The sequence below is a fragment of the Microbacterium sp. NPDC087868 genome, assembly GCF_044900755.1.
Lineage (GTDB): Bacteria > Actinomycetota > Actinomycetes > Actinomycetales > Microbacteriaceae > Microbacterium > Microbacterium galbinum.
Genome location: NZ_JBJDNO010000002.1, coordinates 396,336 through 422,294, shown reverse-complemented (window position 1 = coordinate 422,294; position 25,959 = coordinate 396,336). Strand labels below are relative to the sequence as shown.

The window sequence follows — 25,959 nt, the reverse complement described above, 5'->3', positions numbered from 1 at the left end:
GGCGGGTGTGAGGTCGGGGGTCGCCCGTCGCACCGCGGCCCCGTACCCAACTCAGGAAGATCGGGGCGAAACCGGCTGAATCCAGGCCAGATCGGCACCGAGGCGACCGATCTTCCTGAGTGAGGTACGCCCGCCCCGCGGGCTCACTCGCGCTCGCGCCGGCGCAGCACCCCGGCGAAGAGCACCACGGCGACGCCGACCGCGGGGATCAGCAGCAACCCCACGCGCAGGCTCGTCGCGTCGGCGATCAGCCCCACGACGGGCGGAGACAGCAGGAACCCGAGGCGCATGAGCCACGAGACGACCGTGAGTCCGGTGCCGTGACGCAGGCCCGGCAGCACATCGGCCTCGTTCATCGCGGCGGGAACCAGGGTCGCCACACCGAACCCGGCGGCGGCGAAGCCGATGATCGTGCCGGGGATCGTGGGGAACGCGAGCGCGACACCCATGCCGACCACCACGATCACGCCACCGGCGCGCGCGACGAGTCGCTGGCCGAAGCGGTCGACGAGGCCGTCGCCGAGCAGGCGCCCGATGAACTGCGCGCCGACGAGCGCGATGAACCCGGTCGCGGCGATCGCCGCGGGGGCGCCGAGCGAGCCCAGGTACAGGGTCGCCCACGAGTTGCCCGCGTCTTCGACGATCGTTCCGGCCATCGCGATGATCACCAGGGCGATCAGCATCAGGACCACACGAGGACGGATGCCGGCGCGCACCACCGCGCGCACGTCAGCGGGGTCGGCCACCGCGTCTTCGTCGGCGGCCGCACCCGCCGCATCGAGTCCGGGGAGGCAGAACCGCAGCGCCGTCAGGGACACGGCCGAGAACAGCACCGCCGAGATCGCGAGGTGCACACCGATCGGCAGGCCGAGGGCGATCGCCGCGGCGGCCATCGATCCGCCGAGCACCGCACCGATCGACCAGACCGCGTGGAAGGAGTTGAGGATCGAGCGGCCGTACCCGCGCTGCACGCGCAGACCGTGCGCGTTCTGGGCGACGTCGGTGATGGCATCCATCGCGCCGCCGAGGAAGAGGCCCAGCGCGAAGAGCAGCACGCTGGGAGCGAGACCGGCGGCGAGTACGCCCACGCTCGTGAGCACGGTGCCGACGACCGCGACCTTCGCCGAGCCGAAGCGCCGGATCAGGGCCGCGGCGGCGAGACCCGCGACGATCGCACCGACCGGGAACGAGGCGACGGCGAGACCGTAGACGGTGTTGTCGAGCCCGAGCTGCTCCTTGATCTCGGGGTAGCGCGGCAGGATGTTGGCGAACAGCGCCCCGTTGGTGAGGAAGAGCGCCGCGACGGCGCCGCGGGCGCGACGATCGGCACGCGTGGGTGCGGTGGTGGTCATGTCTCTTCCGTGCGGCTTCAGCGAGTGGTGATGCGCTCGACGGCGATGGCGACCTCGGCCGGGTCGCGCTCGTCGTCATCGAGGGCGCGGTGGATCGAGAGGCCCTCGATCAGGGCGTCGAGCATCCGGGCGGTCTGCGGGTCGAAGTGCCGTTCGAGGGCCACGCGGCTCCGGGCCATCCATGCCGTCGTGATCGCCCGGTAAGCGGGATCACGGGCGGCGAGCGTGTAGATCTCGTGCGAGAGAACGAGCTCGCGCGCGTCGCCGAACACGTCGCGCAGGATCAGCTCGACCACCGCGGCGCGTGCCTCGGCGGGGTCGGATGCCGCCGCCATCCGCTTCTCGAACCGCTCGCTGATCTCGGTGCCGAAGCGCGTGAACGCCTCCCGTAGCAGGTCGTCGATGCCGTCGAAGTAGTAGGTCATCGACCCGAGGGGCACACCGGCGGCCTCGGCGATGCGACGGTGCGACGCCCCCGCGACGCCGGACTCGGCGACGACGTCGAGGCAGGCGTCGATGATGCGGTCGCGGCGCGCGGGATCGTTCTGGCGCCCGCGGCGACTGCCCGGCTCAGGCGCCATCGGCCGTGTCGATCTCGCGGATCACGCGCGCCGGGTTGCCGACGGCGACGACGTTCGCCGGGATGTCGCGCGTGACCACTGCGCCCGCGCCGATCACGGAGTTCTCGCCGATGGTCACGCCGGGGCACACGATCACTCCCCCGCCGAGCCACACGTTGTCGCCGATGACGATGGGTTCGGCGGCCTCGAGCTTGTCGCGCCGCATCGTCGGGTCGATCGGATGCGTGGGCGTGAGCAGCTGCACGTTCGGACCGATCTGGCAGTCGGCACCGATCGTGATCGTGGCGACGTCGAGTGCCGTGAGGTTGAAGTTCACGAAGGTGCGCGCGCCGATCGAGATGTGATCGCCGTAGTCGACGTGCAGGGGCGGACGGATCGCGACGTCGTCGCCGAGGTCGCCGATGAGGTCCTGCAGCCAGCCGCGCGCGGCCGGGTCACCCGAGATCGTCTGCCGGTGGTAGAGGTCGGCCAGGCGCGCGGCGCGGGCCGTGCGGGCGGCGAGCTCGGGGTCGTCGCCGATGTACAGGTCGCCGGCGAGCATCCGCTCCCGCTGCGTGCGGGGATCGCCCGCGAAGTAGTCGGTCATGGATCGAGGGTATCATCGTATGCGTACGATCGTACGCACTATCTCAGACCGCGACGCGAGGGGCCAGGGCCGACAGCATCCGCAGCTTCTCGTGGCTCTCGCTCCCGGGGATCGCCGTGTAGACGAGCAGCGCCTGCGACTGCTCCGGATCGAGCAGGCTCTGACAGGTGAGTTCGAGCGCCCCGAGATCCGGGTGCACGAAGCGCTTCGTCTCGTGCGGGCGGAGCCCGACCTCGTGCGTCTCCCAGATCTCCCGGAACTCGGCGCTCTGCGCGTGCAGATCGTCGGCGATCGCCGCCGCCCGCGACCGGGGGCCGCGCCGTGCGATCACCTCGCGCAACCCCGACACCCAGAGCCGGGAGAGGTAGTCGTGCTCATCCTCGGCATACAGCTCGCGCGTGCGCGGGTCGCTGAACCAGCGATACCCGATGCTGCGCTCGGGACCGCGCAACGATGCCGTATCGCCCGTCAGCGCGATCCCGAGCGGCGTCTGCCGCAGTGTCTCGCCGAGCTCGCTGACGATCTCGGCCGGGGTGTCGCCCAGGCGGTCGAAGATGCGCAGCATGCCCGGGCCGATGTGGTCGCCCGCTCCCCCGCGCGGTGGCGGTTCGTGCCCCGCGAGGCGGAAGAGGTGGTCGCGCTCGTCGATCGTGAGGTGCAGGCCCTGCGCGATCGCGGCGATCATCTGCTCCGAGGGCAACGGCCCGTCGCCGCGTTCGAGACGGGCGTAGTAGTCGGCCGACATATGGCTGAGCGCCGCGACCTCCTCCCGGCGCAGCCCCTCGGTGCGGCGGCGCTGACCCCGGTGCAGCCCGACGTCCTCCGGCTGAAGGCTGTCGCGGCGCAGTCGCAGGAACCCCGCCAGCGCCTCTCTGTCGATCGCCATCCGGCACCGTCCTTTCGCCGCACCGATCCTCGCACCCGCGGCCGAGGCGTATCCACTGCATGACGTGTCCTGGATGCGCGGGGCCGACGACCGCACGCTGGAAGCAGACCACGAAGGAGCACACCATGGCCCGCAGAAGCATCGACATCGAGATCCCCGACCTCACCGGCCGCCGCGCCGTCGTCACGGGAGGCAGTGACGGCATCGGCCTGCGCATCGCGACCCGCCTCGCCGCCGCCGGCGCCGAGCTCGTGCTGCCCGTTCGCAATCCGGCGAAGGGCGAGGCCGCGGCATCCGTCATCCGCGCCGTCGCGCCCGACGCCCGCGTGCAGATCGCCGCGCTCGACCTCTCGTCACTGGCATCCGTCGCCGCACTCGGCGAGAGCCTGCTGTCGGACGGACGACCGATCCACCTGCTCGTGAACAACGCCGGCGTCATGACTCCACCCGATCGCCAGACCACCGCCGACGGCTTCGAGCTGCAGTTCGGCACCAACCATCTCGGCCACTTCGCCCTCGTCGGGCACCTGCTTCCGCTGCTGCGGGCCGGGCGGGCACGCGTCACCTCCCAGGTGAGCGTCGCCGCGAACCAGGGCGCCATCAACTGGGACGACCTCGCGTGGGAGCGTTCGTACAACGGCGGGCGCGCCTACAGCCAGTCCAAGATCGCGTTCGGGATGTTCGGGCTCGAGCTCGACCGTCGCAGCGCGGCCCACGGCTGGGGCATCACGAGCAATCTGTCGCACCCGGGTGTCGCCCCGACGAACCTGCTCGCGGCGCGACCCGAGCTCGGGCGATCACGCGACACCGTGGGTGTGCGCGTGATCCGCTGGGCCTCGGCGCGCGGCATCCTGCTGGGTACTCCCGAGACCGCCGCGCTGCCTGCGCTGTACGCGGCGACGTCATCGGATGCCCGGGCCCGCCGCCTCTACGGCCCGAAGGGACCCGGACACCTCGGCGGTGCACCGGCCGAGCAGCCGCTCTACTCACGGCTGCGCAGCGAGGCGGATGCCGCGCGCATCTGGGGGCTGTCGGAGGAGCTGACGGGTGTCGCGTTCCCTGACGCCGCGATCAGTCGGTCGACCGCGAGCTGAACAGCCCGCGCAGCACGAGGAAGACCACGACCGCGACGACCAGCACGATCGCGAGCTTGGCGACGAACCAGAGGATCGAGAACAGCGCGCTCACGATCCACCAGGCGATCACGATCGCCACGATGACGCCGAGGATGGTCCAGAGGTTCTTGGTCATGCCTCCAGCCTAGGTTCCCGCACGGGGCGTTCGAATCGCTCAGGCCGCCGGGATCTCGTCGATCGAGAAGAACACCGGCAGCCCGCGCTCGCGAGCGATCTCGACGTCCGCGTCGGCGCCGGCGGATGCCCCGGGCAGACGCAGCACCGCATCGCAGTGCTGCAGCAGTCGGTGCGCGGTCTCGTACATGACGTCGCCGTCGGCATCCGCGGCGTCCGCCGCGCCGAGTGTGCGCAGGATCGGCAGCGCGACCCATTCGCCGATCATCGGCACGTGCCCGAGGCGGAAGATCGGAGCAGATGCCTCTTCGAGCCGCTCGAGGTTGGCGGCGATGCGCGCGGGGTCGCCGTCGGTTCCGGAGCGGTAGGGGCCGGCGATCAGGATCAGCAGTGGAGTTCTCATGCCGAAGACTGTAGCGTTAACCGTGCAAGAACGTGCAACTTCATGAAAGAACGCTAATGCTCGGTGCGCAGCGCAAGACCCATCTGCTCGAGATCCTCGCCCGTGACGGCCGGGTCGTCGCGAAGGACGTCGCCGCCGAACTCGCGCTCTCCGAGGACTCCATCCGCCGCGACCTGCGCGAACTCGCCGACGAGGGCAAGGTCATCCGCGTCTACGGCGGCGCCCTCCCGGTACCCCCCGCCGACCGCCCCGTCGACGAGCGGTCGGGCCTCGCGACGGCGAGCAAGGAGCGGGTCGCGCGGCGTGCAGCCGACGGCATCCGTCCGGGCTCGACCATCGTGCTCGACGCCGGCACGACCACCCTCGCCCTCGCCCGTCTGCTGCCGGCCGGCGCCGATCTCACCGTCATCACCCCGAGCCCCGCGATCGCCCTCGCGGTCGTCGCGCACTCCGATGCGCGGGTCGTCATGATCGGCGGTGAGCTGTCGCGGCACTCGATGGTCGCCGGGGGCGCGCTCGCGATGGAGGCGATCCGCCACCTCGCCGCCGACACGTTCTACCTCGGCGCCACCGGCATCCACCCCGAGCACGGCCTCACCACCGGCAGCCTCGACGACGCCGTCACCAAGCGCGCCATCGCCGAGCGCTGCGCCGAGACGATCGTGCTCGCGAGCGAGGAGAAGATCGGCGCGGTCTCGCGCTTCCCCGTGCTCGATCTCGCCGTCGCGACCGCCGTGATCACCGATCCGCTCGACGAGAATCCGCTGATCGCGGGGCTGGCCTCGGCGGTCGCGCGTTCATAACTCCGGAAGAACATCGGCGAACCGCCAAGTTCGCACCGCTTTCGGACTCCGCAGACTCGTTTTCGAGGAGTTATGAACCGCAACCGGCTCAGACCGGTACCGGAGCTGTACCCAACTCAGGAACAACGGGCGAAACCGCACCGAGAACAGTCGATTCGGACCGCCCGATCCCTGATCTTCCTGAGTTGGGGACGCGGGGTGCGCGTGACTCCGGAGAATCGGAGGGTTCGGGCCGGATTCGACCGAATCGGGGCCGGCGGCACAAGGTCTTCCGGAGTTACGCGCACCGTCCGTCACACTTCCCGCGGCTACGGCGTCAACACTTCGACGGCGCACCCCGCGCCGACGAAGGAGACAACGTGTCGCACGTCAACATCGGCAAGACCTACCCCGCTCCCTACCAGGCGATGCTCGCGTTCGCGGGCACGGCCGCCGAGGCCGGAACGGATGCCGGGCTCTCGCCGCTGCTCGTCGAACTGGTGAAGGTGCGGGCCTCGCAGCTCAACGGCTGCGCGTTCTGCCTGCGCATGCACGCCGCGGATGCCGTGAAGCACGGCGAGACCGCCGACCGACTGGCCGTGCTCGCCGGCTGGTGGGAGTCGCAGTACTTCAGCCCCGAGGAGCAGGCCGCCCTCGTCATCGCCGAGCGGGTGACGCTGATCGGCGACCACGGGCGTCTGCCCGATCGCGGCATCACGCCCGAAGACGTGCTGACCGAGAAGCAGATCGCCGCGGTCACCTGGCTCGTCGTCGTGATCAACAGCTGGAACCGGATCGCGATCACGAGCCACTACCCCGTCGCGCCCTGACCGCGCGCGGGCCCGAACGGAGAGGGAGGGGAGGATGCTCCCCAGCCTCCTCCCCTCCGTGATGCCCCGGTCCGACGGGGAGACGGACCGAAGACGTGGCGCGCGATGAGGGAACGGCGCCATGTACTACGACGAGACCGGTGCGATTTTCTTACGCGGTTTCGGCGGCGACTTCGACGGGAGGATGCTCCGCCGCCCACGAGGCGAGCAGACGCAGCCGCTCGGCCGACGGCGATCCGGGTTCGGCGGTGTAGATCATGAGCACGTTGCCGGGCTCGGCGGTGATCGCCAGTTCCTCGTAGGCGAGCGTCAGCTCACCGACGACCGGGTGCCGGAACCGCTTCGTGCCGGTGCCGTGGATCCGCACATCGTGCGCCGCCCACAACGCGCGGAAGACCTCGCTACGGGTCGACAGCTCGCCCACCAGATCCTGCATGCCCTTGTCGTGCGGGTCGCGGCCCGCCTCGGCGCGCATGATCCCGACGCACATGCTCGCGAAGAGATCCCAGTCCGGGTAGAAGTCCCGCGACGCGGGGTCGAGGAACTGGAAGCGCGCGAGATTCGGGGTGCGCCCGCCATCGCCGATCACGGGCGAGTAGAACGCGCGGCCCAGCTCGTTGGTCGCGAGCAGGTTCTGGTTCGCGTCGCGCACGAAGGCCACGGCATCCGTCATCGCGGCGAGCGCCCACGTCAGACTCGGCCGCGGGGCGCTCTGCTTCGTCGCTCGGCGGCGCGCACGCCCGCTGGCGGGCACGCCATCGGCGGCGCGCGCCAGGTCGAGCAGATGCGCCCGCTCGGCCTCGTCGAGCAGCAGCGCCCGCGACAGCGCATCGAGAACGGATGCCGACGCCCCGGCGAGCGCGCCCCGTTCGAGTTTCGCGTAGTACTCCACGCTCACCCCGGCGAGAGTCGCGACCTCGCTGCGCCGGAGCCCGGCGACACGACGGTTGGTGCCGGCGGTGAGTCCCACCGCCTCGGGGGTGAGCCGTGCGCGGCGGGTCATCAGGAACTCGCGCACCTCGGATCGGTTGTCCATGACTTCAGCGTAGGTCGCGGCTCGCCTCTGCGGGAGGCGTGAGGGGTGCCCTGCCGGTACACCCCTTCACAGGGACTCCCTCCCCCGTCGCGCGAGGCGCACAGTGGGAAGCATCCACTCAGAGAAGGAGACCACCCACATGCGTGGAGTCGTCATGCACGCCCCCGGCGATGTCCGGACCGAAGACCTCGAGATGCCCGTCATCGTCGAGCCGACCGACGCGATCATCCGCGTCACCGCGACCTGCATCTGCGGGTCGGACCTCTGGCCGTACCGCGGCCTCGAGCCCCTCGCCCCGCACGGACAGCGGATGGGCCACGAGTACATCGGTGTCGTCGAGACCGTCGGCGATTCCGTGACCTCCGTCGCGCCCGGAGACTACGTCGTCGGCTCATTCGTCGCCTCCGACAACACCTGCGAGATCTGCCGGGCGGGCTACCAATCGCGCTGCGTGCACCAGGTGATGATGGGATCCGTCGGCACCCAGGCGCAGTACGCGCGCATCCCCCTCGCCGACGGCACCCTCGTGAAGACACCGGGCGAGCCCTCCGCAGACCTCGTGCCGTCGCTGCTCGCGGCATCCGATGTGCTCGGCACCGGCTGGTACGCGGCCATCGCCGCCGAAGCCGGCCCCGGCAAGACCGTCGCGGTCGTCGGTGACGGCGCCGTCGGACTGCTCGGCATCCTCGCCGCGAAGCAGCTCGGTGCGGAGCGCATCATCGCGATGTCGCGGCACGCCGACCGGCAGGCGCTCGCGCGCAGATTCGGTGCGACCGACATCGTCGAGGAGCGCGGGGATGCCGGCGTCGCCGCGATCAAGGAGCTGACCGGCGGGCTCGGTGCGCACAGCACCATCGAGGCCGTCGGCACGCAGGAGTCGATGGAGCAGGCGATCCGCGCGACCCGGGCCGGCGGGCACGTCGGATACGTCGGCGTCTCGCACGACGTGTCGCTCGACGGCTTCGAGCTGTTCTTCTCGAGCGTGCACCTGCACGGCGGGCCCGCTCCCGTGCGCGCCTACCTGCCCGAGCTGATCCAGCTCATCTGGGACCGCGAGATCGACCCCGGCGTCGTCTTCGACCTCACGCTGCCCCTCGACGAGGCATCCGAGGGGTACAAGGCGATGGATGAGCGCCGCGCGACCAAGGTGCTGCTGACGACGGACTGACCGTCGACATTCGAGAGGAGACACCATGCACATCGAAGCATCCGTTCCCACCACGAAGAACCCGCCGGAGCAGTTCGCCGGCGACGTCTGGCTCGACGTGATCGCCGCCCCGCACGAGGCGGGCCAGCGCGCGACCGTCGCCCTCGTGCGCTTCGCGCCCGGCGCCCGCACCGCCTGGCACTCGCACGCGCGCGGCCAGTACCTGCGCGTGACCTCGGGTGTGGCCCGGTTCGGCGACCGCGACGGCAACATCATCGAGGTGCATCCGGGCCAGACGCTCTACACGCCGCCCGGCCAGGACCACTGGCACGCGGCGGCACCCGGCTGCTTCATGGAGCACATCGCGATCCTCGAAGCGGGCGACGACCCGGCGGCGACCACGACGTGGAAAGAGCACGTGACGGATGCCGAGTTCGACGGGGCGGTCGTCGCATGACCGGCTGGACGGGCGGGCAGCGTTCCGTCGGCGACATCGCCCCGGCCCTCGCCCACTACACGGATGCCGTGCTGTTCGACGAGGTCTGGGCCAGGCCCGAACTCTCGCCGCGCGACCGCAGTCTCGTCACGGTGTCGGCGCTCGTCACGCTCGGGGCCGTCGATCAGCTCGAGTTCCACCTGGGCTTCGCCCGCGACAACGGCGTGACCGAGGAGGAGCTGGTCGAGGCGATCACGCACTTGGCGTTCTACGTGGGCTGGCCCCGGGCGATGGGCGCGATCGCAGCGGCGCGGAGGGCATTCGCGGCGTCCTGAGTGACGGCATCCGGCTGTTCTCCTGCACGACTTCGGAGCTCTCGGGCGACACGCGGGGGGACGGATGCCGCGACGCGGCGTGTCTCGTCGGATCTCTGAGGTTGTGCGGCAGCTGACCCGCGCCTACGCGTAGAGTGCGGCGGCGCGAGCCCGGGTACCGTGGGCAGGTGTTCGAAGAGACCGTGACCGACCGCCTGATCCTCACTCCCATCGCCTCCGCGGATGCTCGGACCGTCGACGCGATCTTCGCGCTGCAGTCCGATCCCGCGACGTGGGCGCATCTGCCGGAGGCCGTCGAGACCGACATCTCCCAGAGCCGGGCGCGCGCGGCCGATCACGGAAAGTCGTGGGCGGAGTTCGGCCTCGGCTGGTGGTTGCTGCGACTGCGCGCGCCCCTCGGAGACCTCGACACCGAAACGGTCATCGGGATCGGCGGGGCTGCGATCCGACCGCATCAGGCCGCCGCGTGGAACCTCGGTTACCGGCTCACTCCGGGCGCCTGGGGACACGGGCTCGCGACCGAGGTCGGCCGTGCGGGCCTGGCCGCGGCGACCGCCGCCCGCCCCGATCTGCCCGTCACCGCCCGCGTGCTCGCCCACAACCGCGCGTCGTGGCGCACGCTCGAGCGGGTGGGTCTCGCACAGGTCTGGGAGGGAGACGCGCCCGCCGACTACGCCCTCACGTCGGGCATGCAGCGACGTGTCTATGCCGATCGAGCTCTGTCCCCGGAACTCTGCGACCGTCTCATCGCCCTGGGCTGATCCGGTCGCGCCCCCGCGCAACTTCGGAGTTCTCGGGCGACACGCCGGGGGACGGATGCCGCGACGCGGCGTGTCTCGTCGGATCTCCGAAGTCGTGCGGGGCGGGGTGTTTCGACGGGCTCAGCGGCCCAGAAGGGCGGGTGGGCTCAGACGTACAGGAGGTCGTCGGCGACAGCATCCGCCCAGTCCGGCACCGCGAGGCGCGCGGGGTCGTCCCACTCGCCCGCGACGATCTGCGCGAAGGCGCCGCGCACACCGAAGAGCTTCTCGAGCGGGCTCCAGTCCGACTCCCCCGGCATCGGCACGAGCGAGCGCTCGACGAGCGCGCCCGGGTGCAGCTCCTCGATCAGCGACAGCAACCGCACGCCCGCCGACACGGGGCGCAGCGCCTCGGCATCCGTCACGTGCAGGATGATGCCCTCGCACGCCTCGCCCGCGTGGTCGCGCACGAGCGGGGTGAACCCGTAGGGCACGGCGGCCAGTCCCGGCAGGCCCGCGGCGTTGACGGCGGAGGCGTAGCGCTCCCCGTCGATGAACGGCGCCGCGATCACGCGGAACGGCACGGCGGTGCTGCGACCCTCCGACACGTTCACGCCCTCGGCGAGACACGTGCCGGGGTACAGCAGCGTCGTGGTGGGGCTCGGCAGGTTCGGCGACGGCGGCATCCAGGTGCGCTCCCCTCCACCGATCGCCGCATCGCGGGTGAGACCCGCCACCTCGACGACCTCGAGGTCGACGTCGATGCCGCGCGTGCGCACCCAGTGCCGGGCGAGTTCGCCGATCGTGAGGCCGTGGCGGATCGGCATCGTCCAGCGGCCGACGAGGGACTGCGCGCCCTCGTCGAGCATCGGCCCCTCCGCGCGATCGAGCCGCCCGCCGAGCGGGTTCGGGCGATCGAGCACGACGACCGCGACGCCCGCATCGGCGCAGGCCTCGAGCAGGTGGCTCATCGTCCAGATGTACGTGTAGAAGCGGGCGCCGACGTCGGGCAGATCGACGAGAACGACGTCGAGGTCGTCGAGATCGGATGCCGACGGCCGCACCGCATCGCCGTAGAGGCTGCGCACCTCGACGCCGGTGACGGGATCGCGCAGGTCACCGACGTGTTCTCCCTCGCGTGCCCGCCCGCTCAACCCGTGCTCGGGCCCGAACAGCCGCGTGAACGAGAAGCCCGTCGCGGCGAGCGCCTCCCTCCCCCGCAGCAGCCTGAAGGTGAGTGCGAGGTCGTTCGTCAGCATCCCGATCCTGCCGCCGGTGAGGCGGGCGAGCAGATCGGGGCGGATGTCGCGGCGGATCAGTCGGTCGATACCGAGGTGCAGGGCGGGCATGTGATCAGTCGATTCTGTGGTCGGTGACGGCGTTGAAGGTGCGCTGGAGGTTGTCGGCGATGGTGTCGTAGTCGGCCTGGGCGATGCGGGTGAACAGGAAGTCGAGCACCGCGAGCTGCGCGATGCGGCTGGCCATCGCGCCCGAGCGGAAGGTCGACTCGGAGACGGCGGTGAACAGCACGAGATCGCAGACCCGCGCGAGCGGCGAGCGCGGGTTGTTGGTGATCGCGATCGTGGTGGCGCCCGCACGAGCGGCGACCTCGGCCGACTGCACGATCTCGAGCGTGCGCCCGGAGTGCGAGATCGCGATGGCGACGTCGCGCTCGTCGAGCAGGGCGGCGCCGGTGAGCGCGAGATGCAGGTCGGTGCGGGCCTGGGCCACGAGTCCGGCGCGGTGCAGTTTCTGCTCGAGGTCTTGAGCGGCGAGTCCGCTCGATGCGGCACCGTAGATGTCGATGCGGCGAGCGCCGCGCACGGCGCCGACGCACGTCTCGAGCACGTCGATGTCGATCTGGCGCGCGGTGCGCTCGATGGCGGATGCCTCGGCGAAGGCGATCTTGCGCACGGTCGTGAGGGCGTCGTCGTGGCGACTGACATCGCTCTCGGACACTTGGAAGCGCTCACGTTCGGAGGCCGTGCGGTCGAGTTCGGTGGCGAGGGCGAGGCGCAGATCGGGGTAGCCGGAGAAGCCGAGGCTCTGCGTGAATCGGGCGATGCTGGCGACCGAGGTGCCCACGGCGAGCGCCAGCTGGGTGATGGAGTTGTCGACCGCGCTCTGCGGATCGGCGAGCACGTGGGAGGCGATCCGGCGCTCGGTGGGCGTGAGCACGGAGAGCCTCTGGTGGATGGCGGTCATCGCGCTGGTGGTCACGCCAAAAGGATTGCAGATTCGAATCAATAAGTGAAAGGAATTTTCAGAAAGCCCTTGATCTTCTGTAACTCATTGCCCAAAGTAGGGCAGAGGCATTCACAGCAGAGCGCCCCGGTCCCGTCCGACGGCTCTCATCAACCGAGAGGATTCCCATGCGACACCGCACCACCCGACTCGCGTTCACCGCGGGCCTTCTCGTCACCGGGCTCGCCGTCGCGGGCTGCGCTCCCGCCGCGTCCAGCGGTGACGGGGACGGCGAAGAGGTCACCCTCAAGATCTGGTCCTGGCAGGCATCCTCGTCGCCGAAGTGGGAAGCCGTCTTCGACAAGTACGAGGAATCGCACCCCGGCGTGACCATCGAGTTCGAGGGCTACCAGCCCACCGAGTACAACCAGATCCTCGCCACCGGCCTCGAGGGCAGCGACGGACCCGACATCGCCATGCTGCGCGCCTACGGCGGCATCCAGCCCGCGATCCAGTCGGAGCAGATCGTGCCGATCGACGACATCGTCGACGGTCTCGACCAGTTCGACCCGACCGTGCTGCGCGCCGCTCAGGGCAAGGACGACGGGGCCACCTACGGCGTGCCCTTCGCGTACCAGACCATGCAGATGTTCTACAACAAGACGATGTTCGACGAGATGGGCCTCGAGGAGCCCACCGACTGGGACGAGTTCATCGAGCTGCAGGACACCCTGCTCGACGAGGGCGTGACGCCGATGGCGCTCGGCGCCCGCGAGGACTGGGTGCTGCCGATGTTCCACGACATCGTGGGCTCGGCCAACTACGGCGGCGCCGACTTCGAGGAGAAGGTGCTCGCCGGCGAGACCGACTTCACCGACCCCGCCTACGTGTCGTCGCTGCAGATCGTGCAGGACATGCAGAAGTACCTCGACAAGAACGTCAACGCGATCGCCGTCGCCGACGCCGTGCTGCAGTTCACCTCGGGCCAGGCCGCGCAGTGGCCCGGCGGCTCGTTCGACCTGCCGACGTTCCAGAACTCGGCGCCCGACACCGAGTGGGGCGTGTACGAGGTGCCGCCGGCCCCCGGCAGCGCCCTCGACCACGCGGTCACCCCGGGCTACGCCGACGGCAGCTTCGGCATCAACGCCGCGAGCGAGAACCAGGATGCCGCGACCGAGCTGCTCAACTGGATGACCACGACGGAGTTCGGCCAGCTCGTCGCCGACGAGGTCGACCAGTTCTCGGCGCTCCCGGGCGTCACCTACTCCGACCCGCTCATGCAGGAGATGAACGAGGCGTACACCGCCAACCCGGCGCCGTACCTGCTGCTCGTCGACTTCCGCTACGGCGACCCGACCGGCACCGCAGTGCTCGGCCCGGACATCCAGGCGATGTTCCTCGGCGACAAGACGCCCGAGCAGCTCGGCGCCGACCTGCAGTCCGGGGTCTCCACCTGGTTCACCCCGGGTTCCTGATCCGAACACGAGGGGGCGTCGATCCGGCGCCCCCTCGCGGAGCGAAAGACACACCATGGCCCTGACCCTCCCCCTCCGGCGCGACTCCGCCACCTCGGGCGCCCCGAAGCGCCGCACCCGCGCGGGCATCGCGCTGAGCACCCCCACGGCGGCGCTGTTCGTGCTGCCCGCGGCCGTGCTCTTCGCGGTGCTGATCCTCTACCCGATGCTCGCCGCGCTCAGCTACTCGTTCTTCGACTGGCAGGGCACCAAGCAGGGCGGCTTCGCCGGCGTCGCCAACTACATCACGCTCCTCACGAAGGAGCCGTACGCCTCCGAGCTGTGGAACGCGTTCGGGCACAACCTGCTGCTGTTCGCCGGGGCGCTCGTCTTCCAGAACTCGCTCGGCCTCGGCATCGCGACGCTGCTGCACCGCCGCAAGCGCACCAAGCGCTTCTTCCAGACGATCTTCGCGCTCCCCTACCTCGTGAGCCCGATGGTCATCGGCTACCTGTGGTCGCTCATGCTGTCTCCGCTGTTCGGTCCGGTCAACGCGATCCTGCGCGGCGTGGGCCTCGAGAGCCTCGCCCTGCCGTGGCTCGGCGACCCGCAGCTCGCGATCTGGGTGATCGTGCTCGTGAGCGCCTGGCAGTGGCTCGGGTTCCCGATCCTGCTCTACGGCGCGGCGCTCGGCGGCATCCCCGAGGAGATCGAGGAGGCAGCGTCGCTCGACGGCGCCACCGCCGCCAAGCGCTTCCGCTACATCACCCTGCCGATGCTCACGCCCACGATCGGCATCATCACCGTGCTCACCTTCATCGGCAGCATGGAGGCGATGGCGATCCCGTTCGCCCTCGCCGGATCCAACGGCGCCCCCGCCGGGTCGACCGACGTGATGATGCTGCTCTTCTATCGCACCGCCTTCGAGTCGGGCAACCCGAACTCGATCGGCGTCTCCTCCGCGCTCGCGACGGTCCTCTTCATCTTCATCATGGTGATCTCGGTCGTGATCACCTCGACGATGCGTCGCGCCGAACGAAAGCTGTTCTGATGAGCACCGCCACCGAAACCCGCCCGGAGCCGACCACCGAGGCCATCGTCTCGGGCCGTCGCCCCGCCGCGCCCCGACGCCGATCGAGCCGCACGAACGACACCCCGTTCATCGGACGCCTGTTCGCGAACGTGTTCCTGTGGGGATACGCGCTCGTCGCGATCGGCCCGCTGCTGCTCATGGTCAACAACTCGCTGCGCACCCAGCAGCAGATCGCGACCGAGCCGCTCGGCCTGCCCGTGCCGCCGACGTTCACGAGCTTCCAGAACGCGTGGATCACGGCATCCTTCGACACCTACTTCGTCAACTCGATCACCGTCACCGTCGGCTCGGTCATCGTGACCACCGTCGTGTCGGTGCTCGCGGCCTACGCGTTCGCCCGAGCGCGGGCGAAGTTCTTCCGGGGCATTGAGGCGGTGTTCCTCTCGGGCCTCATGCTGCCGGTGCACCTCGCGATCCTGCCGCTGTTCTATCTGCTCGACTCGCTCAAGATGACCAGCAACGTGTTCAGCCTGATCCTCGTGTACGGCGCCCTCGGCATCCCGTTCACGACCTTCGTGCTGACGGTCTTCTTCCGCGCCCTGCCGATCGAGCTCGAAGAGGCGGCGCGCATCGACGGCGCGGGTCCGTTCCGCACCTTCGTGCAGATCCTGCTGCCGCTCGTGCGTCCGGCGCTCGCGACCGTGATCGTCTTCCGCTTCGTGCCCGTGTGGAACGACTTCTTCTACCCGCTGATCCTGCTGCGCGACCGCGACTCGTACACGCTGCCCGTCGGGCTCACCCGCTTCTTCGGCGAGTACTCCACCGACTGGCCGCAGCTGTTCGCGGGTCTCACGATCGCCACGATCCCGCTGGTCGTGCTGTTCCTGCTGGCCACGAAGCAGATCATCAACGGCCTCACCTCCGGCATGAGCAAGTGAGTCGCGCGTGGTGAACGGCGCTTCCGGGTCGGCGTGGGCATCGCTGCGGTCGATCGACGACGGTGCGGTGGTGCTCGGCTCCGCTGCCGATGACGAGCGGATGCCGTTGACCCCGGCGCACCTGTTCGACCTCGCGTCGCTCACCAAGACGTTCACGACCGTCGCCGTGCTGCGGCTCGTCGACGCCGGGCTGCTGGGGCTGGACGAGCCCGTGCGGTCGTTCGTGCCCGTCGGCTCGGAGGCCGATGGCGTGACGCTGCGGCAACTGCTCACGCATACGTCGGGCTTGCCGGCCGAGGGGCGGATGTGGCGGACCGGACTCACCGGGGACGAGCTGCGCTCGGCGGTGCTCCGGTCGCCGCTCGTCGCGTCGCCGGGCTCGATGCACCGCTACTCGGACGTCGGATTCATCGCGGTCGGCGAGATCGTGGAGCGGGTCTCGGGGCGGGCGTTGGAGGCGCACGTGGCCGAGATCGCGGGGTTGCTCGGCGCATCGTCGTTGACCTGGCAGCCTTCGGCGGACCTCGCGGTGGCGACCGAGGTGCAGCCTCATCGCGGGCTCGTGCGCGGCGAGGTACACGACGAGTTGGCTCACGCCCTCGGCCGCCCCGCGGGGCACGCCGGGCTGTTCGGGACGATCGAAGACGTGGCGGCGCTCGCGCGCATGATCCGCGACGACGGGGTCGGTGCCGGCGGACGCGTGCTGTCGGCCGACGGCATCCGTCTGATGACGATGCCCGCCGCGACCGCGGATGCCGGGTACGGTCAGGCGCTCGGCCTGCGCGTGCGCGACGCGGCCTGGATGGGCGGGGCGGATGCCGTCGGCCACACCGGCTTCACGGGCACCGCGTTCGCGGTCTCGAACGCCTCGGGCGAGTGGGGCGTGCTGCTCACGAACCGCGTGCATCCGACTCGTGAGGGCACCGATCTCAGCGCGGTGCGCCGGGAGTTCTTCTCGTTCCTCGGGTGAGGTGGGTTCGTCGATCAGCCCTGGCGCCCCGACTTCAGCCGCGCTTCAGCAGAAAGGCAGCAGACTGGAGGCATGCGCATTCTGGTGGTCGACGACGAGGTGCGTCTCGCCGACGCCGTGCGCCGCGGGCTCGAAGCCGAAGGGTTCGCGGTCGACGTCGCCCACAACGGGGTCGATGGGCTCTGGCGCGCCCGCGAGACCCGCTACGACGCGATCGTGCTCGACCTGATGATGCCGGGCATGAGCGGGTGGAAGGTGTGCGAGGCGCTGCGCGCCGAGGAGAACTGGACGCCCGTGCTCATGCTCACCGCCAAGGACGGCGAGTGGGACCAGGTCGAGGCCCTCGAGACCGGTGCCGACGACTACGTCACGAAGCCGTTCTCGTTCGCGATCCTCGTCGCCCGGATCCGCGCCCTCGTGCGCCGCGGGGCGGTCGCGCGCCCGGCCGTGCTCGAAGCCGGAGACCTGCGCCTCGACCCCGCCGCCCACGACGTCTGGCGCGGCGAGACGCCGATCACCCTCACCGCCCGCGAGTTCTCGGTGCTCGAGTACCTCATGCGCCACCGCGGGCAGGTGATCTCGAAGCGCACCCTCATCGAGGGCGTGTGGGACGACGACTTCGACGGCGACCCGAACATCGTCGAGGTCTACGTCGGACACCTGCGGCGCAAGGTCGACAAGCCCTTCGACCGCGAGGCGATCGAGACGATCCGCGGCGCCGGATATCGATTGGCGGCCGACGGTGGCTAGGCGCGGCTGGCGGTCGGTGCGCGGCCGAACCACGCTCGGTGCGACGGTCGTCGTGGCGGTGGCGCTGGCGATCGGCGCGGTGTCGTTCTACGGCATCCTGAGCGGGAGCATCCATTCGGCGACCGAGCGCTCCGCCGAGCAGCGCCTCGACGAGCTCGCCGAGCGGCTCGACCAGCCGGGCGGTCGCGGGCCCGACGGCGCCGACGGTCTCGGCGGGCTCGATGACGAGATCGTGCAGATCATCGCCGACGACGGATCGGTGCGCGCCGCCAGCGAAGAGGCGCGGGATGCCCTCGGCTCGACCGCTCTGCCCGTCACCGACGACGCGATCACGATGACCATCGACGACGAACCGATGCTCGTGCTCTCGGACGACCTCGACGACGACCGGACCCTCGTGCTCGCCGTCTCGGTCGAGAACGACGCCGAGACACTGACGACCGTCGCGGTTCTGCTCACCGTCGCCGTTCCGCTGCTGCTGCTGCTCGTCGCCGTGACGACGTGGCTCGTGACCGGACGCGCGCTGCGGCCGGTCAGTCGCATCCGCGAGGAGGTCGACGGCATCACCGCCGAACGCCTGCACCACCGGGTGGCGGTGCCCGACTCCGCCGACGAGATCGCGGCACTCGCGTCGACCATGAACGGGATGCTCGATCGGCTCGACGCGTCGGCGACGGCTCAGCGCAGATTCGTGTCGGATGCCTCGCACGAACTGCGATCGCCCCTCGCCGTGATCCGCCAGCACGCCGAGCTCGCCCAGGCCCATCCCTCGACCACGAGCATCGGCGAACTGGCCGAGGTCGTGTCGGACGAGGGGCTGCGGCTGCAGGGCATCGTGGAGTCGCTGCTGCTGCTCGCCCGCCTCGATGAGGGTGCCGGAAGCGTGCACGAGCCGGTCGACCTCGACGACATCGCGCTCGGAGAGCTGCGGCGACTGCGCTCCTCGGGGGTGGAGGTCGACGGGTCCGGCATCCGCGCCGCCCGCGTCGAGGGTGACCCGCGCCTGCTCGGGCAGTTGCTGCGCAACCTCGCCGACAACGCGGCCCGGCACGCGCAGGGCCGCGTGGCGATCGGGGTCGCGCCCGCCGACGGGTACGTGTTCGTCACCGTCGAGGACGACGGCGCGGGTGTGCCGGTCGACGAGCGGGAGCGGGTGTTCGAACGCTTCGTGCGCCTCGACGAGGCGCGAAGCCGCGACGCCGGCGGCAGCGGACTCGGGCTCGCGATCGTGCGGGGTATCGCCGCGGCCTCGGGTGGAACGGTCGCCGTCGACGACTCCCGCTGGGGTGGCGCACGGTTCGTCGTGACGCTGCCGCTCGAGCGGTAGCGGCACGGAGCCGCGTTCCTGAAGACCGCTTCAGGACGCTTCAGGGTGGCTTCAGCGGTGTCGCGGGAGCATGAAGCCATGAACGACAAGACCCCGAACCCCGACCAGACGCCCGAGTCCACGCCCGACGCTCCGACGGTCCCCGTGACCCCGACGACGGATGCCACGACGCCCGCACCGACCGCCCCCTCGGCCGAAGCATCCGCCGCCCCTGTCGCTCCCGCCCCGAAGCCGGGACGCAAGCGCGCCCTGCTCATCGGCGGAGGAATCGCCGCGGCCGTGGTGCTCGCCGGCGGCGGCGTCGCCATCGGAGCGGCGATCGGCGACGACTTCGGCGACGACGACGACCGCCCCTCGATGTCGGACGGCCAGCGCCACGACGGCGACCGCGGAGACGACCGCGGACAGGACGACCGCGGCGGCGACCGCTCCGACGACGGCGCACCGCAGCAGGGCGGCCCCGTGACCGGCATCGGTTCGGACTCCGCCGACGAGATCGTCGAGATCGCGGATGCCGCCCGCGGCGCCGCCGACGGCGAGGTCACCGCGATCGACGCGAAGCGCGACGGTACGTGGGAGGTCACGCTCGAGACGGCATCCGGTGACGAGTCCGAGGTGCGCGTCACCGCCGACCTCGCGACCAGCATCGTGTCGACGGATGCCGCCGACGGTGACGACACCGGGCCCTCGCTGACCCTCGACGAGGCGACCATCCGCTCGCTCGTCGCCGCGGCGCTCGACGAGGCCGAGGGGCTCATCACCGACCTCGATGTCGACGACGACAGCGTCAGCCCCTACGACGTGTCGGTGCTCACGAGCGACAACCGCTCGATCGACATCGACCTCGACAGCGCCTTCGCCGTCGTCGGCACCGACCTCGACGACTGAGGCCCGCGCCGGGGCGGATACGATGCAGGGATGAGCGCTATCGACGACGTCTCCATCGGCGGTGAGGTGATCCGCCTCGGCCAGTTCCTGAAGTTCGCGGGACTCATCGACTCCGGCGGCGACGCGAAAGAGGCGATCATCGACGGCTTCGTGAAGGTCAACGGCGAGGTCGACCGCCGCCGCGGGCGCCAGCTGCACGACGGCGACCTGGTGTCGTTCGAGGCCCGCACGGTGCGCGTACGCCCCTGACCCCGATCCGCCGTCAGGCGCCGGCGACCTGATACCTCAGGTACATCAGCCCTCCGTCGAAACGGTGCTCGTCGATCAGGTCGAGATCGAGGCGAACCCCGTCGGGGAAGAACCGCAGCCCGCCGCCCACGGTGCCGGGCCCGATGAACATCTGGAACTCGTCGACCAGGCCCGCGCGGATCGCCTCGGCCGCGATCGTGGGGCCGTCGATCGTGAGGTCGTGCGGCAGTTCGTCCTTCCACCGCGCGACCGCCGCCGGGTCGAACTCGCGCTCGATGCGGGTGCGGGCGCTCGACACCTCGGCCAGCGTGCGCGAGAAGACGATCTTGTCGGCCTTCTGCCAGCTCAGGGCGTAGTCGATGCCCTCCTGCGGCTGGTCGGGCTCGAGGTGCGCGGTCTCCCAGTACGACATCGTCTCGTACATGCGCCGGCCGTAGAGGTAGGTGCCGACGTCGTCGAACCGTTCGGTGATGAAGGCGTGCACGCCCCGGTCGAGCGCCCAGTCGAATCCGCCGTCCGGACCGCTCGCGTACCCGTCGAGCGACGTGATCATGGAGTAGATGAGGCGTCCCATGGGGCGACGGTACCCCGCGCGCTCGGGCGGCGATAGGGGGTGCGCACGCGGTGGGACCCTTCGAAAGCGCCCACGAGAAGAGGGGTGGATGCTCCGCTCAGACCGCGAGCAGCCGCCGCGGCGAGACCGCCTCCACCACCGGCACCTCCGCCGGCGCCGATGACGCCCCCGCGACCCCCGCGACCTCACCGAGCGCCCGATCGAGATCGGCGACGAGGTCGTCGAGGTCTTCCAACCCGATCGACAACCGCAGCAGACCGGGGTGGATGCCGGCGGCGGCGAGCTCGTCGGCATCGCGCAGCACGTGCGTGGTGGTGGCGGGGTGCAGCACGAGAGAGCGCACATCGCCGAGATGGGTCATGCGGGTGAAGACGCGTAGGGCGTTCGTGAAGGCGCGAGCCCCGTCGACCCCACCGCGCACGGTGACGGCGAGCACCGCCCCGAATCCGCGCGTGAGGTAGCGGCGGGCGACGGCGTGGTGCGGGCTCGACGGCAGCCCGCTGTAGTCGACCGACTCGACCTGCGGATGGCCCTCCAACCAGCGCGCCAGGTGCAGTGCCGAGTCGGACTGCCTCTGCACGCGCAGCGACAGCGTCTCGATCCCCTGCAGGATGAGGAAGGCGTTGAGCGGCGACGGCACCGGCCCGTACCGCATCGCGACGCGGCGGGCGAAGTCAAGGAACGCCGTGTGCGGCGAGCGCTCGGCGAAGGTGAGCCCGTCAGGCCCCGGCGTGCGGGCGATCTGCGGGTAGGCGTCGGCGTGGGCCGCCCACGGGAACGTTCCGCCGTCGACGATGACCCCGCCCAGCACCGTGCCGTGACCGGCGAGGAACTTGCTCGCCGAGTGCACGACGATGTCGGCGCCGTCTTCGAGGGGCCGCAGCAGATAGGGCGTCGCGAGCGTGTTGTCGACGACGAACGGAATCGCGTGCCGACGGGTGAGGCGGGCGAGGGCGGCGACGTCGAGCACGTCGTTCTTGGGATTGGGGATCGATTCGGCGAACACCACACGGGTGTCCGGACGGATGCCGCGCTCCCACGCCGCGAGGTCGTTCGGGTCCGCGACGAAGTCGACGGTCACGCCGAGGCGGGCGAGGTCGTCGCGGAGCAGTTCGCGGGTGCCCTCATAGATGCTCGACGAGGAGAGCACGTGGTCGCCGGTCGAGACGAGGGCGAGGATCGTGGTCGCGACCGCGGCCTGTCCGCTGCCGACGAGCAGCGCCGCGGAGCCCGATTCGAGATCGGCGATGCGACGTTCCGCTGCAGCGTTCGTGGGGTTGCCGACGCGCGTGTAGCTGAAGCCCTCGTCGGTGCCCGCGAAGCGCGCATGCGCCTGGTCGAAGTCGTCGAACACGAAGCCCGCACTGAGGTGGATGGGTGTCGCTCGTGGCGCGTGCGGCCCGTCGTACCGCTCCCCCGCGTGCAGCTGCCGCGTGCTGAATCCGAGGCCGCTCATGACAGCACCGACTCCGGCACCCGCCGCTCGGGCCGCGCGCGACCGAACCGCTCGCCGAGCGTGCTCTCCTCGTACGCGCGCCGGGTGAGGCCCCGCAGCTGGAGCTCGGGCACCACCTGGTCGACGAACTCGCGGAACCCGGTCGGCTGCGTGAGCGCCTGCACGACGAAGCCGTCAGCGGCGCCGGTCTCGAAGCGCTCCTGGATGTCGTCGGCGATCTCGAACGCCGTACCCACCGACACCGACTCCCAGAACGACTCGGCGTACAGCTCCCGCGCCGTCAGGCGCTCCCCCGCCTGCAGCCGCGCGAGGCGCCGGTTCGGTGACTTCGACTCGTTGGCGATGCCGGCGGCGACACCGCCCGCGGCACCGGCGTCCGACTCGAGCGCGATCACGGCATCCGGATCCGCGCTCAGCACCTGCCCGATCGAGTGCGCGACGTCTTCGACGATCAACGCGTCGGGTGTCGACGCGAGGATGCGTGCGGCCTCGGCCCGGGCATCCGCCGTCGTCTCGCCCACGACCGGACGGTACTGCGGCAGGATCGCGACGTCTCCGGGGTCGCGCCCGTGAGCGACCACACGCGCCTTGAGCCCGGCGGAGAACCGCTGCGCCTCGGCGAGCGGCAGCGAGCGGGCGAACACGGCATCCGCGGTCGCCGCCGCCAGCTCCTGCCCGGCCTCCGACCCGCCGGCCTGGAAGAGCAGCGGATGCCCCTGCGGAGGTCGCGCGATGTTGAGGGGCCCGCGCACCGCGAAGTGATCGCCTCGGTGATCGGTCACGTGCAGCTTCTCGGGGTCGGCGAACAGCCCGCTCGTGCGATCGGCGAGGATCGCATCGTCGGCCCAACTGTCCCAGAGCAACTGCACCACGTCGACGAACTCCCGCCCGCGCTCGTACCTCAGCGCGTGGTCGAGGTGCGCATCGCCGCCGAAGTTGCGGGCCTCCTCGGGGTAGCGCGAGGTGACGAGGTTCCAGGCGGCGCGTCCACGGCTGATGTGATCGAGCGAGGCGAGCGCGCGGGCCACGTGGTACGGCTCGTTGTAGCTGGTCGAGACCGTGGCCGCGAGCCCGATCCGGCTCGTGCGCGCGGCGAGCGCCGACAGCAGCGTGAGCGGTTCGAGCCGGGTCTGACCGTAGTGGTCGATCCCCGAGGGGAAGCGATCCCAGAAGTACAGCCCGTCGGCGAGGAAGAGCGTGTCGAAGATGCCGCGCTCGGCGGTCTGCGCGAAGTCGGCGTAGTAGTCGATGTCGACGTGCCGGTGCGGCTCGGCGTCGTCGTGACGCCAGCCCGAGACGTGCGACCCTCCCGGGTGGAAGAGGAAAGCGGCGAGGAGCAGTCGACGGGTCATGCGGCGTACCTTCCGGCGGGGCGGGCGAGGCCGAGGTTCTCGCGCAGGGTGTCGCCCGCGTACTCCCCCGGGTAGATTCCGTGATCGGTCAGGCGGGGCACGATGTGCTCGACGAACCGGGTGAGGGTGTCGGGAAGGGTCGGCGCCATCAGGATGAACCCGTCGGCCGCACCGTTCTCGTACCGCTCGATGAGGTGGGCGGCGAGGGTGTCGGGCGTGCCGACGGTGAAGCGGCGGCGCAGCACCTCCCACGCCAGCTCCCGCAGCGTGTAGGGACGCTGCGCGAGCAGGTCGGCGATCGCTTTGTACCCCGACTTCGACTGGTTGAACCCCTCGTGATCGAAGTCGAAGGTGAACGTCTCGTCGACGTCGCGCTCGCCCAGATCGACGCCCAGGTAGTGCGCGAGAAGGTCGACCTGCACCCGCTCGGGGGTGAGCTCGGCGAGCTCGCGGAACCGCTCCTCGGCATCCGCTTCGGTGTCGCCGATGATCGGCGAGAACCACGGCAGCACCTTCAGATCGTCGGCCCCGCGGCCTGCGGCGAGCGCCCGCCGCTTGTAGTCGTCGTAGAGTCTCTGGCCCGACGCCAGCGATCCACCGCCGAGGGTGAAGACGGCATCCGCCGTGCGACCCGCCAACGCTCGGCCGGCCTCCGACGCCCCGGCCTGGAAGAGCGGCGGATGCCCCTGCACCGGGCGAGGGATGTTGAGCGGGCCGCGCACGGCGAAGTGCTCGCCGCGATGTTCGAGCACGTGGAGCTTCGAGCGGTCGGCGTAACGCCCGGAGCTCTTGTCGAAGATGAACGCGTCGTCGTCCCAGCCGTCCCAGAGACCGTTCACGACGTCGACGAACTCGGCACCGCGCTCGTAGCGGATGCCGTGGTCGAGGTGCGTGTCGCGGCCGAAGTTGCGGGCCTCCTCGTCGCTCGCGCTGGTGACCAGGTTCCATGCCGCGCGGCCGTGGCTGAGGTGGTCGAGCGAGGCGAGCTTGCGGGCCACGTGATACGGCTCGTTGTAGGTGGTCGAGACCGTGGCGGCGAGACCGATCTTCGTCGTCAGCTGCGAGAGCGCGCTGAGCAGCGTGAACGGTTCGAGGCGCACGTTGGTGCCGTGCTCGATGCCCGAACGGAACCGATCCCACACGTACAGCTCGTCGGCGAGGAACAGTGTTGCGAAGCGCCCGGACTCGGCGGTCTGCGCGAAGCGGGTCCAGTAGTCGAGGTCGAGGTACGACGACGCGTCGGCGCCCGACCTCCAGCCGGTGATGTGCTCGCCGCCCGGGTAGAACACGCCGGCCGCGAAGACGAGGGGCGCGCGGCTCATGCGGCCACCTCCCGCCGGATCGCCGCGTTCAGCGCCGGTGCGACGTCGGAGGTGAAGAGCTCGAGGGCGTCCTTCTGCTGCTCGAGCGAACGGTAGAGGCCGTCGAGCTGCAACTGGATCTGCGTCGTGTGGGCGAACGCCGGGTGGGTCGCGATCGACGCCGCGATGTCGTCGGCCGTGCCGTAATGCAGGTTGAGGCGCTCGGCGATCTGCGCGGTCGAGTCGGCCTGGGGCAGGAAGTCCCGCGCCCACTGCCACTTCGCGATCAGCCCCTCCTCGGCCTGGGCGAGGGCCTCCTCACGCGTGCGGCCGGGGAAGATCCACGTCGAGAGCCCGAGCCGCGGCACCGCCCCCTCGGCGAGACCCCGATGGTACGCCTCGGCCGACACCTCGCCCGGCACGACCTGGGTCGTGCCGATCAGCACGCCCTCGCCTCGCTGGCCGGTCTCATACGCGCTCTGCGCGGTGAGGGTCGCGTGCCAGATCCGGTCGGCGAGGTCCGGTCGCGCCGGGGCGATCACCTCGCCGTCGGCGGTCACGGCCTCGCCGCGAAGGGCGGCGGCCAGCCGATCGACGGCCTCGAGATAGGCCCGGCGGCTCTGCGTGCGATCGCCGATGTGCGGGATGCCGAACGCGGATGCCGTCTGCGGCTGTCCGCCGTTCGCGAGCCCCAACTCCACCCGGCCCCCGCTGAGCGCGTCGAGCACCGCGGCATCCTCCGCCACCCGCAGCACCTGCTCGAGCGGAAGCGTGATCGCCGCCGTGCCCAGCCGCAGTGTCGAGGTGCGCGCGGCGAGGGCGCCCAGGAACACGAACGGCGACGGCAGGCCACCCAGGCGACCGGCATCCGGTTTCGCCAGATGGAACTGACGCACCCACGCCGACCCGACGCCCAGCTCCTCGGCATGGACGAACAGATCGAGGTAGTCGAGATACGTCTGCTCGACCGCGCCGCGATGATCGGCGAGGTGCGCGAACAGACCGATGGGCAGGGACTCGGTGACGCCGGCGGGCGAGTGCGGGGTTGACATGGCGCCACGTTAGAGCGGCCCCTCGACGAGCGGAACGGTGCGGTTCACGGGGCGTCAACGCCGGTCA

At 70.7% G+C, this 25,959-nt stretch carries 29 protein-coding genes; 15 read left to right on the top strand and 14 right to left on the bottom strand.

The annotated features are described in order from the left end of the window. Positions 1 to 143 precede the first annotated feature (143 nt). Genes ACI2JZ_RS07470 through ACI2JZ_RS07455 form a run of 4 tightly spaced genes read right to left on the bottom strand, consistent with a single transcriptional unit; the run spans position 144 to position 3,405 of the window. The gene (locus ACI2JZ_RS07470; protein ID WP_404597069.1) at positions 144 to 1,352 is read right to left on the bottom strand and encodes an MFS transporter; all 1,209 of its coding nucleotides are present in this window, start codon (positions 1,350 to 1,352) and stop codon (positions 144 to 146) included. A gap of 17 nt (positions 1,353 to 1,369) precedes the next feature. After that, entirely contained in the window at positions 1,370 to 1,933 is a 564-nt protein-coding gene (locus ACI2JZ_RS07465) for a TetR/AcrR family transcriptional regulator (protein WP_247624145.1), read from the bottom strand. Beyond that, positions 1,923 to 2,519 (bottom strand): sugar O-acetyltransferase, encoded by a 597-nt coding sequence (locus tag ACI2JZ_RS07460; protein WP_247633499.1) that lies wholly within the window; start codon positions 2,517 to 2,519, stop codon positions 1,923 to 1,925. Before ACI2JZ_RS07460 ends, ACI2JZ_RS07465 begins: the two co-directional genes overlap by 11 nt. A 43-nt stretch (positions 2,520 to 2,562) precedes the next feature. After that, positions 2,563 to 3,405 (bottom strand): helix-turn-helix transcriptional regulator, encoded by an 843-nt coding sequence (locus ACI2JZ_RS07455; RefSeq protein WP_336641473.1) that lies wholly within the window; start codon positions 3,403 to 3,405, stop codon positions 2,563 to 2,565. Positions 3,406 to 3,530: 125 nt separating this feature from the next. On the opposite strand from ACI2JZ_RS07455, the gene ACI2JZ_RS07450 reads away from it, so the two are divergent. Then, the gene (locus ACI2JZ_RS07450) at positions 3,531 to 4,499 is read left to right on the top strand and encodes an SDR family oxidoreductase (RefSeq protein WP_404597068.1); all 969 of its coding nucleotides are present in this window, start codon (positions 3,531 to 3,533) and stop codon (positions 4,497 to 4,499) included. On the opposite strand, the gene ACI2JZ_RS07445 is transcribed toward ACI2JZ_RS07450, so the two are convergent. Together ACI2JZ_RS07445 and ACI2JZ_RS07440 are read right to left on the bottom strand one after the other, a co-directional pair. Further along, entirely contained in the window at positions 4,477 to 4,656 is a 180-nt protein-coding gene (locus ACI2JZ_RS07445; protein WP_247633496.1) for a hypothetical protein, read from the bottom strand. The genes ACI2JZ_RS07450 and ACI2JZ_RS07445 overlap by 23 nt on opposite strands. 39 nt (positions 4,657 to 4,695) lie before the next feature. Further along, entirely contained in the window at positions 4,696 to 5,058 is a 363-nt protein-coding gene (locus ACI2JZ_RS07440) for a DUF4406 domain-containing protein (protein ID WP_404597067.1), read from the bottom strand. Positions 5,059 to 5,114: 56 nt separating this feature from the next. Between ACI2JZ_RS07440 and ACI2JZ_RS07435 the strand changes: the two genes are divergently transcribed. Both ACI2JZ_RS07435 and ACI2JZ_RS07430 read left to right on the top strand, forming a co-directional pair. Continuing rightward, positions 5,115 to 5,861: a DeoR/GlpR family DNA-binding transcription regulator gene (locus tag ACI2JZ_RS07435; RefSeq protein ID WP_404597066.1), complete on the top strand. Its 747-nt coding sequence runs from the start codon at positions 5,115 to 5,117 to the stop codon at positions 5,859 to 5,861. A gap of 359 nt (positions 5,862 to 6,220) precedes the next feature. Further along, entirely contained in the window at positions 6,221 to 6,670 is a 450-nt protein-coding gene (locus ACI2JZ_RS07430; protein ID WP_247633493.1) for a carboxymuconolactone decarboxylase family protein, read from the top strand. A gap of 151 nt (positions 6,671 to 6,821) precedes the next feature. Here ACI2JZ_RS07430 and ACI2JZ_RS07425 read toward each other — a convergent pair whose 3' ends face one another. After that, positions 6,822 to 7,706, bottom strand: a complete 885-nt coding sequence (locus ACI2JZ_RS07425; RefSeq protein ID WP_404597065.1) for a helix-turn-helix transcriptional regulator — start codon at positions 7,704 to 7,706, stop codon at positions 6,822 to 6,824. A gap of 139 nt (positions 7,707 to 7,845) precedes the next feature. Between ACI2JZ_RS07425 and ACI2JZ_RS07420 the strand changes: the two genes are divergently transcribed. From ACI2JZ_RS07420 to ACI2JZ_RS07405, 4 genes are all read left to right on the top strand, one after another. After that, positions 7,846 to 8,874 (top strand): zinc-dependent alcohol dehydrogenase family protein, encoded by a 1,029-nt coding sequence (locus ACI2JZ_RS07420; protein WP_404597064.1) that lies wholly within the window; start codon positions 7,846 to 7,848, stop codon positions 8,872 to 8,874. A gap of 25 nt (positions 8,875 to 8,899) precedes the next feature. Next, positions 8,900 to 9,310, top strand: coding sequence for a cupin domain-containing protein (locus tag ACI2JZ_RS07415; protein WP_404597063.1), 411 nt, complete (start codon positions 8,900 to 8,902; stop codon positions 9,308 to 9,310). Further along, the gene (locus tag ACI2JZ_RS07410) at positions 9,307 to 9,624 is read left to right on the top strand and encodes a carboxymuconolactone decarboxylase family protein (protein WP_247624134.1); all 318 of its coding nucleotides are present in this window, start codon (positions 9,307 to 9,309) and stop codon (positions 9,622 to 9,624) included. The genes ACI2JZ_RS07415 and ACI2JZ_RS07410 overlap by 4 nt, the downstream gene beginning before the upstream one ends. 167 nt (positions 9,625 to 9,791) lie before the next feature. Then, positions 9,792 to 10,385, top strand: coding sequence for a GNAT family N-acetyltransferase (locus tag ACI2JZ_RS07405; RefSeq protein ID WP_404597062.1), 594 nt, complete (start codon positions 9,792 to 9,794; stop codon positions 10,383 to 10,385). A gap of 146 nt (positions 10,386 to 10,531) precedes the next feature. On the opposite strand, the gene ACI2JZ_RS07400 is transcribed toward ACI2JZ_RS07405, so the two are convergent. Further along, positions 10,532 to 11,713, bottom strand: coding sequence for an exo-beta-N-acetylmuramidase NamZ domain-containing protein (locus ACI2JZ_RS07400; RefSeq protein WP_404597061.1), 1,182 nt, complete (start codon positions 11,711 to 11,713; stop codon positions 10,532 to 10,534). A gap of 4 nt (positions 11,714 to 11,717) precedes the next feature. After that, the gene (locus ACI2JZ_RS07395; RefSeq protein ID WP_336641464.1) at positions 11,718 to 12,584 is read right to left on the bottom strand and encodes a MurR/RpiR family transcriptional regulator; all 867 of its coding nucleotides are present in this window, start codon (positions 12,582 to 12,584) and stop codon (positions 11,718 to 11,720) included. Between the two features lie 152 nt (positions 12,585 to 12,736). On the opposite strand from ACI2JZ_RS07395, the gene ACI2JZ_RS07390 reads away from it, so the two are divergent. The 8 genes from ACI2JZ_RS07390 (at position 12,737) to ACI2JZ_RS07355 (ending at position 20,157) form a co-directional block, all read left to right on the top strand. Beyond that, positions 12,737 to 14,023 (top strand): ABC transporter substrate-binding protein, encoded by a 1,287-nt coding sequence (locus tag ACI2JZ_RS07390; protein WP_247624130.1) that lies wholly within the window; start codon positions 12,737 to 12,739, stop codon positions 14,021 to 14,023. 55 nt (positions 14,024 to 14,078) lie between these two features. Beyond that, positions 14,079 to 15,053, top strand: a complete 975-nt coding sequence (locus ACI2JZ_RS07385; protein ID WP_404597060.1) for a carbohydrate ABC transporter permease — start codon at positions 14,079 to 14,081, stop codon at positions 15,051 to 15,053. Then, positions 15,053 to 15,973, top strand: a complete 921-nt coding sequence (locus ACI2JZ_RS07380; protein WP_247624128.1) for a carbohydrate ABC transporter permease — start codon at positions 15,053 to 15,055, stop codon at positions 15,971 to 15,973. The genes ACI2JZ_RS07385 and ACI2JZ_RS07380 overlap by 1 nt, the downstream gene beginning before the upstream one ends. A gap of 10 nt (positions 15,974 to 15,983) precedes the next feature. Then, positions 15,984 to 16,943, top strand: coding sequence for a serine hydrolase domain-containing protein (locus ACI2JZ_RS07375; RefSeq protein WP_404597059.1), 960 nt, complete (start codon positions 15,984 to 15,986; stop codon positions 16,941 to 16,943). A 72-nt stretch (positions 16,944 to 17,015) separates the two neighbouring features. Then, complete coding sequence (locus ACI2JZ_RS07370) at positions 17,016 to 17,693, top strand: response regulator transcription factor (RefSeq protein ID WP_247624126.1); 678 nt, start codon at positions 17,016 to 17,018, stop codon at positions 17,691 to 17,693. 16 nt (positions 17,694 to 17,709) lie between these two features. Beyond that, on the top strand, positions 17,710 to 19,020 hold the full coding sequence (locus ACI2JZ_RS07365; RefSeq protein ID WP_404597058.1) for an ATP-binding protein: 1,311 nt from the start codon (positions 17,710 to 17,712) through the stop codon (positions 19,018 to 19,020). Positions 19,021 to 19,098: 78 nt separating this feature from the next. Then, positions 19,099 to 19,908, top strand: coding sequence for a hypothetical protein (locus tag ACI2JZ_RS07360; RefSeq protein ID WP_404597057.1), 810 nt, complete (start codon positions 19,099 to 19,101; stop codon positions 19,906 to 19,908). 30 nt (positions 19,909 to 19,938) lie between these two features. Next, positions 19,939 to 20,157 carry an RNA-binding S4 domain-containing protein gene (locus tag ACI2JZ_RS07355; RefSeq protein ID WP_247624123.1) on the top strand — a complete coding sequence of 73 codons (219 nt, stop codon included), beginning with the start codon at positions 19,939 to 19,941 and terminating at the stop codon, positions 20,155 to 20,157. Between the two features lie 13 nt (positions 20,158 to 20,170). On the opposite strand, the gene ACI2JZ_RS07350 is transcribed toward ACI2JZ_RS07355, so the two are convergent. From ACI2JZ_RS07350 to ACI2JZ_RS07330, 5 genes are all read right to left on the bottom strand, one after another. After that, positions 20,171 to 20,731, bottom strand: coding sequence for a dihydrofolate reductase family protein (locus ACI2JZ_RS07350; protein WP_404597056.1), 561 nt, complete (start codon positions 20,729 to 20,731; stop codon positions 20,171 to 20,173). 97 nt (positions 20,732 to 20,828) lie between these two features. After that, the gene (locus tag ACI2JZ_RS07345; RefSeq protein WP_404597055.1) at positions 20,829 to 22,187 is read right to left on the bottom strand and encodes an O-acetylhomoserine aminocarboxypropyltransferase/cysteine synthase family protein; all 1,359 of its coding nucleotides are present in this window, start codon (positions 22,185 to 22,187) and stop codon (positions 20,829 to 20,831) included. Next, the gene (locus tag ACI2JZ_RS07340; protein WP_404597054.1) at positions 22,184 to 23,539 is read right to left on the bottom strand and encodes an NtaA/DmoA family FMN-dependent monooxygenase; all 1,356 of its coding nucleotides are present in this window, start codon (positions 23,537 to 23,539) and stop codon (positions 22,184 to 22,186) included. The genes ACI2JZ_RS07345 and ACI2JZ_RS07340 overlap by 4 nt, the downstream gene beginning before the upstream one ends. Continuing rightward, a complete protein-coding gene (locus ACI2JZ_RS07335; RefSeq protein ID WP_404597053.1) occupies positions 23,536 to 24,861 on the bottom strand; it encodes an LLM class flavin-dependent oxidoreductase in 1,326 nt (441 codons plus the stop codon). The genes ACI2JZ_RS07340 and ACI2JZ_RS07335 overlap by 4 nt, the downstream gene beginning before the upstream one ends. Further along, positions 24,858 to 25,892, bottom strand: a complete 1,035-nt coding sequence (locus ACI2JZ_RS07330) for an LLM class flavin-dependent oxidoreductase (RefSeq protein ID WP_404597052.1) — start codon at positions 25,890 to 25,892, stop codon at positions 24,858 to 24,860. The genes ACI2JZ_RS07335 and ACI2JZ_RS07330 overlap by 4 nt, the downstream gene beginning before the upstream one ends. Positions 25,893 to 25,959: the final 67 nt, after the last annotated feature.